Source organism: Agromyces terreus, assembly GCF_009749465.1.
GTDB classification, from domain to species: Bacteria; Actinomycetota; Actinomycetes; order Actinomycetales; family Microbacteriaceae; genus Agromyces; species Agromyces terreus.
Genome location: NZ_WBIS01000001.1, coordinates 748,453 through 763,019 on the forward strand (window position 1 = coordinate 748,453; position 14,567 = coordinate 763,019).

Below are 14,567 nucleotides of genomic sequence, written 5' to 3' on the forward strand. Positions count from 1 at the left end.
GCTCGAAGCACTGGCAACCTTGAAGATCGTCCTGTGAGGCGAAGAAGGGAGTCGCTTCGTGGCGCGCATCGTGCTCGCACAAGCCGACGTTCAACGGGCTCTGACCCGAATCGCGCATGAGATCCTCGAGTCCAATCGCGGCTCCGACGATCTCCTCCTCCTCGGCATCCCCACCAGGGGCACCGTGCTCGCGAAGCGCATCGCCGCCGTCATCCAGCGCATCGAGCCGTCCGCGCCCGCTGAGCTCGCCGGTTCGCTCGATGTGACGATGTACCGCGACGACCTCTCGCGCAGCGGCATCCGCATGCCGTCGCCGACCGAGATCCCCGCGACGATCGACGGCAAGACGGTCGTCCTCGTCGATGACGTGCTCTACTCCGGACGCACCATCCGCTCTGCGTTCGACGCCCTGAGCGACCTCGGCCGGGCTCGAGCCGTGCGGCTGGCGGTCCTCGTCGACCGCGGCCACCGGGAGTTCCCGATCCGCGCGGACTTCGTCGGCAAGAACCTGCCGAGCGCCGCGAGCGAGCGCATCAACGTGCGCCTCGTCGAGACCGACGACGTCGAAGACCACGTCTCCATCGAGGGGAGCCCCGAATGAGGCACCTGCTAAGCACCCGCGAGCTCACGCGCGACGAGGCGGTCGCCCTGCTCGACATCGCCGAGGACATGGCCGCCGTGCAGCAGCGCGAGGTCAAGAAGCTCCCGACCCTGCGCGGCAAGACCGTCGTGAACCTCTTCTTCGAGGATTCCACGCGCACCCGCATCTCGTTCGAGGCCGCCGCCAAGCGGCTCTCGGCCGACGTCATCAACTTCAGCGCGAAGGGCTCGAGCGTCTCGAAGGGCGAGAGCCTCAAGGACACGGCCCAGACGCTCCAGGCGATGGGGGCGGACGGGGTCGTCATCCGCCACCACGCCTCGGGCGCCCCGTACACGCTCGCGACGAGCGGCTGGATCGACGCGGGCGTCGTGAACGCCGGTGACGGCACGCACGAGCACCCGACGCAGGCGCTGCTCGACGCGTTCACGATGCGCAGCCGCCTGCACGGCACGGCGAGCCGGGGCAAGGGCCTCGACGGCGTCCGCGTCGTGATCGTCGGCGACATCCTGCATTCGCGCGTCGCCCGCTCCAACGTCTGGCTGCTCGCCACGCTCGGCGCCGACGTGACGCTCGTCGCACCGCCGACGCTGGTGCCCGTCGACACGACCGGCTGGCCGGCATCCGTGGTCTACGACCTCGACGACGCGCTCGCGGGCTCGCCTGACGTGGTGATGATGCTCCGCATCCAGGCGGAGCGCATGCACGGCGCGTTCTTCCCGAACAGCCGCGAATACGCACGAACCTGGGGGCTGGACGATGCCAGATTCTCCCAGTTGCCGACGACTACGATGGTCATGCATCCCGGACCGATGAACCGAGGGCTGGAGATCTCCGCCCTCGCGGCGGACTCAGCGCAGTCCACGGTCAGGGAGCAGGTCGCGAACGGAGTATCAGTGAGAATGGCCGCCCTGTACCTTCTGCTCTCGGGCGAACGAGGTGAGGCATGACGGTCGAGTCGTTCCTCATCACCGGCGCCGCCCTCGCGACCGGCGAGCGCGCCGACATCCGCCTCGAGGGCGGCATCATCGCCGAGGTCGGTCTCATTCCGGATGCCGCGGGCGCGACGGTCGTCGATGCCGACGGGCTGATCGCCCTCCCCGGGCTCGTCGACCTGCACACGCACCTGCGCGAACCCGGCTACGAGCAGAGCGAGACCGTGCTGACCGGAACGCGCGCGGCCGCGGCCGGCGGATTCACGGCCGTCTTCGCGATGGCGAACACGTCACCCGTCGCCGACACCGCGGGAGTCGTCGAGCAGGAGGCGAGCCTCGGCCTCGCGGCCGGCTTCGCGACCGTGCAGCCCATCGGCGCCGTGACCGTCGGCCTCAAGGGCGAACAGCTCGCCGAACTCGGCGCCATGGCGCGCTCGCGCGCCGCGGTCCGCGTGTTCAGCGATGACGGATTCTGCGTCTTCGATCCGATGCTCATGCGCCGTGCGCTCGAGTACGTCAAGGCGTTCGACGGCGTGATCGCGCAGCACGCGCAGGAGCCGCGCCTCACCCAGGGCGCGCAGATGAACGAGGGCGCGCTCTCTGGCGAGCTCGGACTCGCCGGGTGGCCGGCCGTCGCCGAGGAGTCGATCATCGCCCGCGACGTGCTGCTCGCCGAGCACGTGGGCAGCCGGCTGCACGTCTGCCACGTCTCGACCGCAGGGTCGGTCGAGGTGATCCGCTGGGCCAAGGCCCGAGGCATCGACGTGACCGCCGAGGTCACGCCGCACCACCTGCTGCTGACCGAAGATCTCGTGTCGAGCTACGATCCGCGCTACAAGGTCAACCCGCCGTTGCGCCGTGCCGAAGACGTCGAGGCGCTGCGCGCGGCCCTGGCCGACGGCACGATCGACATCGTCGCCACCGATCACGCGCCGCACCCCGTCGAGGCGAAGCAGAGCGAGTGGGATGCCGCGGCGAACGGCATGGTCGGACTCGAGTCCGCGCTCTCCGTGGTGCACGCCTCGGTCGTCGCGAACGGACTGCTCGACTGGGCCGACGTCGCGCGCGTGCTCTCGGCGGCCCCCGCGCGCATCGGACGGCTTCGCGGGCAGGGCGAGGCGATCGCGGCCGGTGCCGCCCCGGAGCTGACGCTCTACGATCCGTCCGCCTCCTCGGAGTTCGGGCTCGAGCGGCTCGCCGGTCGCAGCGTGAACTCCCCGTACCTGGGGCGCACGCTGCCCGGGCGCGTGGTATCGACCTTCCACGCGGGCTACGCCACGCTCCTCGACGGCGTCGTGCAGCCCTCCGACGAGGTCGCTCGTCATGCGTCCGCCGCCGGAGGTGACCGTGGATAAGTGGATCGGCGCGGTCGTCGCGATCGTCGTCGTCGCCGGACTCGCCTGGCTCGCCTGGCGTTCCTGGCGCCGCCGCGTCGCGCGCGATGAGACGCTCTCGGCGTACGAGGTGCCCGAACTGGCCGGCGCGGCCCGCTTCGAGGCCGAGGTGCTCTACGTCGCCACGACCCCCATCGCGACCCCGCTCGAACGCCTCGCGGTCGACGGGCTCGCGTTCCGCGGCGCCGGCCGGATCGAGGTCTTCGACGAAGGACTCGTCCTCCGCATCGCGGGGGAGCGGGCCTCGTTCGTCCCGGCCGACCGCCTCGTGTCGGCGGGCGAGGCCACGTTCGCCATCGACCGAGGCGTCGAGCCCGGCGGGCTCGTCGCGGTGAGCTGGATCGTCGAGCTCCACGATGCCGACCCGGACCGGATCGCCCCCTACGTCGACAGCTACCTCAGAGCCCGGAACCCGGGCGACTCGGCGCGCATCATCGCCGCCGTCAACGACATCGCCGCAGCGCGTCCCGTGCTGCAGCCCCACCATGAGAGCGAGGCCTCGGATGACTGAGACCACCACCCGCCTGCACGAGCCGGCCGTGCTCGTGCTCGAAGACGGCACCCGGTTCGAGGGACGCGCATACGGCGCCCGTGGCCGAACGCTCGGCGAAGCCGTGTTCGCGACCGGCATGACCGGCTACCAGGAGACCCTGACCGACCCGTCGTACGCCGGCCAGATCGTCATGATGACGGCGCCCCACATCGGCAACACGGGCATGAACGACGAGGACATGGAGTCGGCCCGCATCTGGGTCGCCGGCTTCGTCGTGCGCGACCCCGCGCGCGTCGTCTCGAACTTCCGCGCGCAGCGCAGCCTCGACGACGACCTCGCGGCGTCGGGCGTCGTCGGCATCAGCGGCATCGACACCCGCGCACTCACGCGCCACCTGCGTTCCGCGGGCTCGATGCGGTCGGGCATCTTCTCGGGCGACGCGTTCTCGCTCTCGCCGGGCGAGCAGCTCGACCTCGTGCTCAACGCGTCGCAGATGAGCGGCCGCAACCTCTCGGGCGAGGTCTCCACGGCCGAGCCGTACACGCTGCCCGCGACGGGCGAGCGCGTCGGCACGGTCGCGGTGCTCGACCTCGGCGTCAAGACGTCGACGCTCGGGTTCCTCGCCGAGCGCGGATTCGACGTGCAGGTCGTGCCGCAGTCGATCACGGCCGACGAGGTGCTTGCATTGAAGCCCGACGCGCTGTTCTTCTCGAACGGTCCCGGCGACCCCGCGGCATCCGATCGCCATGTCGAGATCCTGCGCGGCGCGCTCCGCGCCGGCCTGCCGTACTTCGGCATCTGCTTCGGCAACCAGCTGCTCGGCCGTGCACTCGGCTTCGGCACCTACAAGCTCCCGTTCGGCCACCGCGGCATCAACCAGCCCGTCGTCGACAAGGCGACCGGCCGCGTCGAGATCACCGCCCACAACCACGGGTTCGCCGTCGACGCCCCGATCGACCGCGTGAGCGAGTCCAGCGAGGGCTTCGGCCGTGTCGAGGTCAGCCACGTCGACCTCAACGACGACGTCGTCGAGGGGCTCAACTGCCTCGACATCCCGGCGTTCTCGGTGCAGTACCATCCCGAGTCGGCGGCCGGCCCGCACGACGCGAACTACCTCTTCGACCGGTTCGCCGAGATGGTGCGACAGCACCAGCGAGGCGGGTCGAGCAGCGAAGCGTATCGAGACCCAGCAGGAGACGCTGCGAGCAAGGAGAACCAGGCCTGATGCCCAAGCGCGACGATATCAACAGCGTCCTCGTCATCGGATCCGGTCCGATCGTCATCGGACAGGCGGCCGAGTTCGACTACTCGGGCACCCAGGCCTGCCGGGTGCTCCGCTCGGAGGGCGTGCGCGTCATCCTCGTGAACCCGAACCCGGCCACGATCATGACCGACCCCGACTTCGCCGATGCCACCTACATCGAGCCGATCACCTCGGAGATCATCGAGTCGATCATCATCAAGGAGCGCCCCGACGCGGTGCTGCCCACGCTCGGCGGCCAGACGGCCCTGAACGCGGCGATCGCCCTCGAAGAGGCCGGCATCCTCGCCAAGCACGGCGTCGAGCTCATCGGCGCGAAGGTGGACGCCATCCGCAAGGGCGAGGACCGCCAGCTCTTCAAGGAGCTCGTGCTGGAGTGCGGCGCGGACGTCGCGCGCTCCCACATCGCGCACACGATGGACGAGGTGCTCACCGCGGCCGCCGACCTCGGCTACCCGCTCGTCGTGCGGCCGAGCTTCACGATGGGCGGCCTCGGCTCGGGCTTCGCCTACAACGAGGAGGAGCTGCGCCGCATCGCCGGCGCCGGCCTGCACGACTCGCCCACGACCGAGGTGCTCCTCGAGGAGTCGATCCTCGGCTGGAAGGAGTACGAGCTCGAGCTCATGCGCGACAGCGCCGACAACACGGTCGTCGTCTGCTCGATCGAGAACGTCGACCCGGTCGGCGTGCACACGGGCGATTCGATCACCGTGGCGCCCGCGCTGACGCTCACCGATCGCGAGTACCAGAAGCTGCGCGACATCGGCATCGACATCATCCGCGCCGTCGGCGTCGACACCGGCGGCTGCAACATCCAGTTCGCCATCGACCCGAGCAACGGCCGCGTCATCGTGATCGAGATGAACCCGCGCGTCTCGCGCTCGTCGGCGCTCGCCTCGAAGGCCACGGGCTTCCCGATCGCGAAGATCGCGGCGAAGCTGGCCATCGGCTACCGCCTCGACGAGATCCCCAACGACATCACGAAGGTCACGCCGGCCAGCTTCGAGCCGACCCTCGACTACGTCGTCGTCAAGGTGCCCCGGTTCGCGTTCGAGAAGTTCCCGGCCGCCGACCCGACGCTGACGACCACCATGAAGTCGGTGGGCGAGGCCATGGCCATCGGCCGCAACTACGCCACCGCGCTGCAGAAGGCGCTCCGCTCGCTCGAGAAGCGCGGTTCGTCGTTCCACTGGGGCGAGGAGGCGCGCACGGCCGACGAGCTCCTCGAGGAGGCCCGCACCCCGACCGACGGCCGCATCGTGCTCGTGCAGCAGGCGCTCCGCAAGGGAGCCACCATCGAGCAGGCGTTCGAGTCGACGAAGATCGACCCGTGGTTCCTCGACCAGATCGTGCTGATCAACGAGGTCGCCGAGCAGGTCGCCGCCGCCGAGAACCTCGACACCGACCTGCTGCTGCTCGCGAAGGACCACGGGTTCTCCGACGCGCAGATCGGCCAGCTCCGCGGCTTCGGCGAGGCCGATGCCCGCGAGGTGCGGCACATCCTCGGCATCCGGCCCGTGTTCAAGACCGTCGACACCTGCGCGGGGGAGTTCCCGGCGCTCACGCCGTACCACTACTCGAGCTACGACTTCGAGACCGAGGTCACGCCGTCCGACCGTCGCAAGGTCGTCATCATCGGCTCGGGCCCGAACCGCATCGGCCAGGGCGTCGAGTTCGACTACTCGTGCGTGCACGCGTCGTTCGCGCTGTCCGATGCCGGCTTCGAGACGATCATGATCAACTGCAACCCCGAGACGGTCTCGACCGACTACGACACGAGCGACCGGCTCTACTTCGAGCCGCTCACGCTCGAGGACGTCCTCGAGGTCATCCACGCGGAGTCCCAGTCGGGCGAGCTCGTGGGCGTCGTCGTGCAGCTCGGCGGCCAGACCGCGCTGGGCCTCGCGAAGGGTCTCGAGGCGGCTGGCGTGCCGATCCTCGGCACGACCCCCGACGCGATCGACCTCGCCGAGGAGCGGGGCCTGTTCTCGGGCATCCTCGACGCGGCGGGCCTGCTCGCCCCGCGCAACGGCACCGCGACCGATCTCGCGGGCGCCGTCCAGGTGGCCGAGGAGATCGCCTACCCCGTGCTCGTGCGTCCGAGCTACGTGCTCGGCGGCCGCGGCATGGAGATCGTCTACGACACCCCCTCGCTCGCCGACTACTTCGCGCGCATCGAGGGCCAGGGCATCGTCGGCCCGACGCATCCGCTGCTCGTCGACCGCTTCCTCGACGACGCGATCGAGATCGACGTCGACGCGCTCTACGACGGTACCGACCTCTACATCGGCGGCGTCATGGAGCACATCGAGGAGGCGGGCGTGCACTCGGGCGACTCGAGCTGCACCCTGCCGCCGGTCACCCTCGGCCGCTCCGAGATCGACCGGGTGCGCGAGGCGACCCGCGCGATCGCCGAGGGCATCGGCGTGCGCGGCCTGCTGAACGTGCAGTTCGCGATCGGCGCCGGCGTGCTCTACGTGCTCGAGGCGAACCCGCGCGCGAGCCGCACGGTGCCCTTCGTCTCGAAGGCGCTGGGCATCCCGCTGGCCAAGGCCGCGTCGCGCATCATGGTGGGCGCATCGGTCGCCGAGCTCATCGGCGAGGGCATGCTCCCCGCGTCCGACGGCTCGCGCGTGCCGCTCGACGCTCCCGTCGCCGTCAAGGAGGCCGTGCTGCCGTTCCACCGCTTCCGCACCAAGGAGGGCCTCACGGTCGACTCCGTGCTCGGGCCCGAGATGCGCTCGACCGGCGAGGTCATGGGCATCGACCGCGACTTCCCGCGGGCGTTCGCGAAGAGCCAGCTCGCCGCGTACGGCGGCATGCCGACCGGCGGCACGGTCTTCGTGTCGGTGTCCGACCGCGACAAGCGCTCGATCATCCTCCCGATCCTGCGCCTGCAGCAGCTCGGGTTCGAGATCGCCGCGACCGAGGGCACCGCCGAAGTGCTGCGGCGCAACGGCATCGCCGCACGCGAGGTGCTCAAGTACAGCGAGAAGTCCTCGGCCGACGCCACCTCGGTGGTCGAGCTCATCCACCGCGGAGAGGTCGACGTCGTGGTGAACACCCCGAGCGGTCGCTCCGCCCGCGTCGACGGCTACGAGATCCGCGCCGCGGCCGTCTCGGCCGCCATCCCGCTCTTCACGACCATCGCCGAGCTCTCGGCCGCGGTGGCCTCGCTCGACGCGGGCGGCGGGGAGGCGTTCGAGGTCACGAGCCTGCAGGAGTACGCCCTCCGTCGAGGGGCGAACGCGTGACCGCGCCGAACACCGTGACCTCGTTCGGCGAGCGGCTCGACGCCGCCTTCGCCGCGTACGGCCGGCTGTGCGTCGGGCTCGATCCGCACGCGTCCCTGCTCGGGCAGTGGGGCCAACCCGACTCGGCCGACGGGCTCCGCGAGTTCGGGCTGCGCGTGATCGAGGCCTCGGCCGGGCGTGTGGGCATCATGAAGCCGCAGATCGCCTTCTTCGAGCGCCACGGCGCCGCCGGCTACGCCGTGCTCGAGCGGCTCATCGGCGAGGCCCGCGACGCGGGCATGCTCGTCATCGCCGACGTGAAGCGCGGCGACATCGGGTCGACCGTCGAGGCGTACGGCGAGGCGTGGCTGAAGCCCGGCTCGAGCCTCGAGGCCGACGCGATGACGATCAGCGCCTATCAGGGACTCGGCTCGATCGAACAGGTCATGTTCGCCGCCGAGGCGGCGGGCAAGGGCCTCTTCGTGCTCGCGGCGACGTCGAACCCCGAGGCATCCGCGATCCAGCGCGCCGTGCTGCAGCAGTCGAGCCGCGCCGGCCACACGGTGGCGGGCGCCATCACGCAGGGCGTGATCGGCTGGAACCAGGGCCGGGCGGATGCCGCGACCCGCGCGCTCGGCTCGATCGGCGTCGTCTTCGGCGCGACCACCGACCTGCCGGCCGCCGGAATCCCCGTCGACGTCGATCCGCCGCGGCCCGGGCTGCCGGTGCTCGCGCCGGGCTTCGGCCATCAGGGGGCCGAGCCGGGCGAGTTGCGCGCGCGGTTCGGCGCGTACAGCGCCGGCGTGATCGCCAGCGAGTCCCGTTCGCTGCTGTCGGCGGGCCCCGACGGCATCGGCGACGCGATCGCACGACGCGCCGACGAGTACGGAGCCGCCGGTGCCTGAGTCGGTCAAGCGGTCGACGCCGCCCGAGGTGGACCGCGTCGCCGCGTCGCGGGCGGCGGTCGCGGCACGCCGAGCACGAGCCGCGGTGAAGGCATCCGTCGCCGCCGGCGAGCGCAGCCCCCTCGACGTGCTGCGCGTCGCGTTCGAGGACGCGGAGTCCGCCGAGGGGCGCCTCCGGGTGACCGAGTTCCTGACCTCGATCCCCGCCATCGGGGTGACGAAGAGCGCACGCATCCTCGAGGACCTTGAGATCTCGACCGCCAAGCGGCTCGGGGGACTCGGGCGCCTCCAGCGACGACGGCTCCGCGAGTTCGTCGCGGCATGGATCGCCGCCCACGGCGGAACCGGCGACCGGCTGGTGGTGCTCGCCGGTCCGACCGCCGTCGGCAAGGGCACGGTCGCGTCCTACATCCGTCGTCATCATCCCGAGGTCAGGCTCTCGGTGTCGGCGACCACGCGTTCCCCGCGGCCGGGCGAGGTCGAAGGCGAGAGCTACTACTTCGTCGACGACGCCGAGTTCGATCGTCTCATCGACTCCGGCGAGCTGCTCGAGTGGGCGACCGTGCACAACGCGAACCGGTACGGGACGCCGCGGGGTCCGGTCGAGGCGGCCATCGCCGCCGGCGACAGCGTCCTGCTCGAGATCGACATCCAGGGCGCACGGGCGGTTCGACGCGCCATGCCCGAGGCGACGCTCGTGTTCCTGCTGCCGCCGACGTGGGACGAGCTGGTGCGCCGACTGGTCGGCCGCGGCACCGAATCGCCGGCCGAGCAGCAGCGTCGGCTCGAGACCGCGAAGGTCGAGCTCGCGGCGGTCGACGAGTTCGATCACGAGGTCGTCAACCACGACGTGCCCGAGGCCGCGCAAAAGGTCGTAGACTTGATGAGGCCCCGTTCAGGGCGGCGTTGAGCTGCCCGGGTCACGAGTTTCCGGCGCACGCGAGGTGCGCATGTTCGTTTCGAAGGAGTATCTCCATGGCTGAGAAGCTGTCCGGCATCATCGACCCGCCCATCGACGACCTGCTGTCCAAGGTCGATTCGAAGTACCAGCTCGTGATCTTCGCGTCCAAGCGCGCGCGTCAGATCAACGACTACTACGCCGACCTCCACGAGGGCAGCCTCTTCGACAACGTCGGGCCCCTGGTCGACTCCTCGATCGATGACAAGCCGCTTTCGGTGGCGATGCACGAGATCAACGAAGACAAGCTGGTGCTCCGCCCGATCGGCGAGTAAGCACGGCTCGGATGTCGCGGCTCAACATCGTCGTCGGCATCACCGGCGGCATCGCGGCGTACAAGGCCGTCGGGGTCGTGCGGGCACTCGTGCTCGCCGGCCATGACGTGCACGTCGTGCCGACCGAGGGCGCTCTACGGTTCGTGGGGCGTCCCACGCTCGAGGCGATCTCGCGCAACCCGGTGCACACCGACCTCTACGAGGGCGTGGCCGAGGTGCGCCACGTCGCGATCGGCCAGGCGGCCGATCTCATCGTGATCGCGCCGGCGACCGCGAACTCGATCGCGAAGCTCGCGGCCGGCCTCGCCGACGACCTGCTGGGCAACACGGTGCTCGCGAGCGAGGCCCCGGTCGTCATCGCCCCCGCGATGCACACCGAGATGTGGGCGAACCCCGCCACCCGGCAGAACGTCGAGACGCTGCGCGCGCGCGGCATCACCGTCGTCGGTCCCGCCGTGGGGCAGCTCACGGGCGCCGACCGCGGCCCGGGGCGCATGGAGGAGCCCGACGTCATCGTCGAGGCCTCACTCCGCGCGGCCGGGGCATCCGCCCGGCACGACCTCGCCGGCCGCCGCGTCGTCGTGACCGCGGGCGGCACGCGCGAACCGCTCGATCCCGTCCGCTTCCTCGGCAACCGCTCGAGCGGCAAGCAGGGCGTGGCCATCGCCGAGGCCGCCCGGGCGCGCGGAGCCGAGGTCACGCTCATCGCCGCGAACCTCGAGGTCGGCGAACCCGTGGGCTGCGGCGTCAGAGCGGTCTCCACGACCGCCGAGCTGCAGGAGGCGGTCGTCGACGAGGCGCGCCGGGCCGACGTCGTCGTGATGGCTGCGGCGGTCGCGGACTTCCGTCCGGCCGCGGTCAGCGAGTCGAAGATCAAGAAGCAGCCCGGCGATGCCGGCCTCACGCTCGAGCTCGTGCGCAATCCCGACATCCTCGCCGAACTGGCCGCCGCACCGCACGACGCACTCCTCGTCGGGTTCGCGGCCGAGACCGAACCCGATGACGAGCGCATCGTTGAGCTCGGCGCGGCGAAGCTCGCGGCCAAGGGCGCCGATCTGCTCGTCGTCAATCGGGTTGGCTGGAACGAGGGCTTCGCGCGCGACGAGAACCGCGTGGTCATCCTCGAGCGCGGCGGCGCCGTCGTTGACCGCCGTTCCGGCAGCAAGATGTCGGTGGCCGACGGCATCCTCGATGTCGTGGCGCGTCACCTCGGCGGCGACCCCCTCGGCACGGCCGATACGCTGGGCGAGCCGGGTCCGGCCCCGACCGCGTAGGCGCTCCACGCCTGCAACCCGCTCCAGCTCCAGCAGAAAGAAGACCGCGCCAATGAGCCAGCTACGACTCTTCACGTCCGAGTCGGTCACCGAGGGGCATCCCGACAAGATCTGCGATCAGGTCTCGGACTCGATCCTCGACGCCCTGCTCAAGGAGGACCCGATGAGCCGGGTCGCGGTCGAGACGCTCGTCACGACGGGGCTCGTGCATGTCGCGGGCGAGGTCACCACGTCGGGCTACGTCGAGATTCCAGCGATCGTGCGCGAACGCGTCACCGCGATCGGCTACGACTCGTCCGACGTGTGGTTCGACGGTCGTTCCTGCGGCGTCTCGGTGTCGATCGGCGGTCAGTCGCCCGACATCGCCCAGGGCGTCGACGACGCCTTCGAGTCGCGCGAGCGTTCGAGCGAGGACGCCCTCGACAAGCAGGGCGCCGGCGATCAGGGCATCATGTTCGGGTACGCCACCCGGGAGACGCCGCAGCTCATGCCCGTGCCGATCTGGATCGCGCACCGGCTCGCCGAGCGGCTGACCGAGGTGCGCAAGGCCGGCGAGCTCGACTACCTCCGTCCCGACGGCAAGACGCAGGTCACGATCGGCTACGACGGCCAGGTGCCCCGCACGATCGAGACGGTCGTGCTCTCGACCCAGCATTCGCCGAAGGTCTCCACCGAGCAGCTCCGCGCCGAGGTCGAAGAGCTCGTGATCACGCCGGTGCTCGACCTCGTCGAGCTGTCCCGGCCCGAGCTCGCGGTGCTCATCAACCCGACGGGGCGCTTCGAGATCGGCGGTCCGCAGGGCGACGCCGGGCTCACGGGCCGCAAGATCATCATCGACACCTACGGCGGGGCGAGCCGGCACGGCGGCGGCGCATTCAGCGGAAAGGACCCGTCGAAGGTCGACCGCTCGGCGGCGTATGCGATGCGCTGGGTCGCGAAGAACGCCGTCGCGGCGGGTCTCGCCGACCGGCTCGAGGTGCAGATCGCCTATGCCATCGGCAAGGCGGCCCCCGTCGGGCTCTACGTCGAGACGTTCGGCACCGCGCACGTGCCCGAAGAGCGCATCATCGCGGCGATCCGCGAGGTCTTCGATCTCCGTCCGGCGGCCATCATCCGCGACCTCGACCTGCTGCGGCCGATCTACGCGCAGACCGCGGCCTACGGCCATTTCGGCCGCGAGCTCCCCGACTTCACGTGGGAGCGGCTCGACCGCGTCGACGACCTGCGCGCCACCGCCGGGCTCTGACGTGACGGGCGGCTCCGTCGCCAGGGTGCTCGTCGACTCGCCGCTCCCGCAACTCGATCAGCTCTTCGACTATCGCGTTCCCGATCGCCTCCGCGATCAGGTGAAGGCGGGCGTCCGTGTTCGGGTCCCGCTCCGCTCCGGCGGGCGCATCGCCAACGGATGGCTCGTCGAGCTCGTCGAGTCGAGCGAGTTCGAGGGGCGGCTGAGCGAACTCGAGGACGTCGTCTCCGAGGTGCCGCTGCTCGTGCCCGAGGTCTGGGCGCTCGCCCGCGCCGTCGCCGATCGCGCCGCGGGCAACGCGAGCGACGTGCTTCGGCTCGCCGTGCCGTCGAGGTACGTGCGCGTCGAGCGGTCCTGGGCGGCGGCCGCCCCCGACCCGGGCGCCCTACCGCAGGCGTCCGCCCCGATCCACGGAGCGGACGACGGGCGCCTCGAGCGCGGGCTCCGCGCGGGGGAGCGCATGTGGTTCTCGGCCGATCCCCGTCCGGTGCGACTCGACTCCGGGGTCTGGGTCGGGGCGTGGGCGCTGACGCTCGCGCAGGCCGCAGCCCGGGTGCTCGCCGACGATCGGTCGAGCCTCCTGATCGTGCCCGACTACCGCGATCAGGAACAGCTGCAGTCCGCGCTCGAGGCGGTGGTCGACGCGCGGCGCATCATCCGGACCGATGCCAGGCAGACCGGGGGCGCGCGTTTCCGGTCCTTCCTCGATGCGACCGGCGATGCCGCGCGCATCGTCGTCGGCAATCGCTCGACGGTCTACGCGCCCGCCGCGCGTCTCGGCCTGATCGCCATGTGGGACGATGGCGACTCGCTCATGAACGAGCCGCTCGCGCCCGGAGTGCACCCGCGCGATGCCGCCCTCATCCGCACGGAGCAGTCCGGCGCGGCCCTGCTCTTCGCTGGCCACGCGCCGAGCGTCGAGGTCGTCCGGCTCGTCGAGATCGGCTGGGTCGTCGAGGTGACGGGCACGCGGCATGCACGGCCGCGCGTCATCGCGACCGAGAACCAGTTCTCGCAGGAACCCGGGTCCGCGCGCATCCCGTCAGCGGCATGGCGCCAGGCGCAGGAGGCGGCGCGGCACGGACCGGTGCTCGTGCAGGTGGCCCGCCCCGGCAACACGCCCCTCCTCGCGTGCGATCGCTGCCGCGAGCCGGCCCGGTGCGCGGCCTGCGGGGGCGGTCTGGCGATTCCGCGCGAGGGCGGCGTCGCTCGTTGCCTGCTGTGCGGCACGGCGGCGAACGGCTGGGCGTGCCCGACCTGCGAGGGCACGCGGCTCCGCGCCGTCACCATCGGCGCGAGCCGCACCGCAGACGAGCTCGGCCGTGCCTTCCCGAACACGCGGGTCGTGCTCTCCGACGGCGAGAAACCCGTGCTCCGCGTCGGCGCCGATCCGGCGCTCGTCGTCGCGACCCGCGGGGCGGAGCCGATCGCCGACGGCGGCTATCGTGCCGTGCTCCTGCTCGACGGCGAGCGGATGCTGCTGCGGGAGTCCCTCCGCGTCGCCGAAGACTGCCTGCGCTGGTGGTCGAACGCCGCGGCGCTCGTGGCTCCCGGGTCGCCGGTGTTCCTGGTCGGCGTCGGCGGGGCCCTCGCGACGGCGCTCACGACGTGGCGGCAGGGGGACTGGGCCGCCTCCGAGCTCGCGTCGAGGCGGGCGCTGCGCTTCCCGCCCGCGGTCCGGGTCGCGAGCGTCACCGCCTCGGCGGCGAACGTCGCTTCGGCCGTGACCGCGGTGACCGCGGTGCCGGGTGTCGACGCGCTCGGGCCAACGCCGGTCGACGACGGCCTGTCGCGCGCGCTCGTGCGATTCGACTACGCCGCCGGTGCGCGGGTGGCCCGCGAGCTCCGTGCCGAGATGATCCGGGTGGCGACCGAACGGCGCCGTCCGGTCAGCGGTCGCCCGGTGCGCCGGCCCGCCGTGCTGCGGGTGCGCTTCGACGACCCCGACGTGCCCTGACTCGTCGGCTCCGCGGCATCCGTCGGAGACAATGGAGT

The 14,567-nt window shown here is 71.4% G+C and carries 12 protein-coding genes; all 12 read left to right on the forward strand.

Annotated elements, in window-relative coordinates; translation table 11 throughout:
* Positions 1-58: 58 nt before the first annotated feature.
* The 12 genes from pyrR (at position 59) to GQQ92_RS03435 (ending at position 14,529) form a co-directional block, all read left to right on the forward strand.
* Positions 59-601, forward strand: a complete 543-nt coding sequence (gene pyrR / locus GQQ92_RS03380) for a bifunctional pyr operon transcriptional regulator/uracil phosphoribosyltransferase PyrR (RefSeq protein ID WP_156997784.1) — start codon at positions 59-61, stop codon at positions 599-601.
* The gene (locus GQQ92_RS03385) at positions 598-1,548 is read left to right on the forward strand and encodes an aspartate carbamoyltransferase catalytic subunit (protein ID WP_156997785.1); all 951 of its coding nucleotides are present in this window, start codon (positions 598-600) and stop codon (positions 1,546-1,548) included. The genes pyrR and GQQ92_RS03385 overlap by 4 nt, the downstream gene beginning before the upstream one ends.
* Entirely contained in the window at positions 1,545-2,888 is a 1,344-nt protein-coding gene (locus GQQ92_RS03390) for a dihydroorotase (RefSeq protein WP_156997786.1), read from the forward strand. Before GQQ92_RS03385 ends, GQQ92_RS03390 begins: the two co-directional genes overlap by 4 nt.
* The gene (locus tag GQQ92_RS03395) at positions 2,881-3,438 is read left to right on the forward strand and encodes a PH-like domain-containing protein (protein WP_197738048.1); all 558 of its coding nucleotides are present in this window, start codon (positions 2,881-2,883) and stop codon (positions 3,436-3,438) included. The genes GQQ92_RS03390 and GQQ92_RS03395 overlap by 8 nt, the downstream gene beginning before the upstream one ends.
* The gene (gene carA, locus GQQ92_RS03400; protein WP_197738049.1) at positions 3,431-4,645 is read left to right on the forward strand and encodes a glutamine-hydrolyzing carbamoyl-phosphate synthase small subunit; all 1,215 of its coding nucleotides are present in this window, start codon (positions 3,431-3,433) and stop codon (positions 4,643-4,645) included. The genes GQQ92_RS03395 and carA overlap by 8 nt, the downstream gene beginning before the upstream one ends.
* Positions 4,645-7,935, forward strand: a complete 3,291-nt coding sequence (gene carB / locus GQQ92_RS03405) for a carbamoyl-phosphate synthase large subunit (RefSeq protein WP_156997787.1) — start codon at positions 4,645-4,647, stop codon at positions 7,933-7,935. The genes carA and carB overlap by 1 nt, the downstream gene beginning before the upstream one ends.
* Positions 7,932-8,819 carry an orotidine-5'-phosphate decarboxylase gene (pyrF, locus tag GQQ92_RS03410; protein ID WP_232057463.1) on the forward strand — a complete coding sequence of 296 codons (888 nt, stop codon included), beginning with the start codon at positions 7,932-7,934 and terminating at the stop codon, positions 8,817-8,819. The genes carB and pyrF overlap by 4 nt, the downstream gene beginning before the upstream one ends.
* Positions 8,812-9,729, forward strand: coding sequence for a guanylate kinase (gene gmk / locus GQQ92_RS03415; RefSeq protein ID WP_156997788.1), 918 nt, complete (start codon positions 8,812-8,814; stop codon positions 9,727-9,729). The genes pyrF and gmk overlap by 8 nt, the downstream gene beginning before the upstream one ends.
* A gap of 65 nt (positions 9,730-9,794) precedes the next feature.
* Positions 9,795-10,052 carry a DNA-directed RNA polymerase subunit omega gene (gene rpoZ / locus GQQ92_RS03420; RefSeq protein WP_092965504.1) on the forward strand — a complete coding sequence of 86 codons (258 nt, stop codon included), beginning with the start codon at positions 9,795-9,797 and terminating at the stop codon, positions 10,050-10,052.
* Between the two features lie 11 nt (positions 10,053-10,063).
* Positions 10,064-11,326, forward strand: a complete 1,263-nt coding sequence (coaBC, locus tag GQQ92_RS03425) for a bifunctional phosphopantothenoylcysteine decarboxylase/phosphopantothenate--cysteine ligase CoaBC (RefSeq protein ID WP_156997789.1) — start codon at positions 10,064-10,066, stop codon at positions 11,324-11,326.
* Positions 11,327-11,378: 52 nt separating this feature from the next.
* Entirely contained in the window at positions 11,379-12,572 is a 1,194-nt protein-coding gene (gene metK / locus GQQ92_RS03430) for a methionine adenosyltransferase (protein ID WP_156997790.1), read from the forward strand.
* 1 nt (position 12,573) lies between these two features.
* The gene (locus GQQ92_RS03435; RefSeq protein WP_156997791.1) at positions 12,574-14,529 is read left to right on the forward strand and encodes a primosomal protein N' family DNA-binding protein; all 1,956 of its coding nucleotides are present in this window, start codon (positions 12,574-12,576) and stop codon (positions 14,527-14,529) included.
* The last annotated feature ends 38 nt before the right edge of the window (positions 14,530-14,567 follow it).

What these genes read in the sequence shown, in the direction of transcription:
- GQQ92_RS03385 (WP_156997785.1), top strand. Translation starts at nt 598, where the DNA reads ATGAGGCACCTGCTAAGCACCCGCGAGCTCACGCGCGACGAGGCGGTC.
- GQQ92_RS03390 (WP_156997786.1), top strand. Translation starts at nt 1,545, where the DNA reads ATGACGGTCGAGTCGTTCCTCATCACCGGCGCCGCCCTCGCGACCGGC.
- carA (WP_197738049.1), top strand. Translation starts at nt 3,431, where the DNA reads ATGACTGAGACCACCACCCGCCTGCACGAGCCGGCCGTGCTCGTGCTC.
- carB (WP_156997787.1), top strand. Translation starts at nt 4,645, where the DNA reads ATGCCCAAGCGCGACGATATCAACAGCGTCCTCGTCATCGGATCCGGT.
- rpoZ (WP_092965504.1), top strand. Translation starts at nt 9,795, where the DNA reads ATGGCTGAGAAGCTGTCCGGCATCATCGACCCGCCCATCGACGACCTG.
- coaBC (WP_156997789.1), top strand. Translation starts at nt 10,064, where the DNA reads ATGTCGCGGCTCAACATCGTCGTCGGCATCACCGGCGGCATCGCGGCG.
- metK (WP_156997790.1), top strand. Translation starts at nt 11,379, where the DNA reads ATGAGCCAGCTACGACTCTTCACGTCCGAGTCGGTCACCGAGGGGCAT.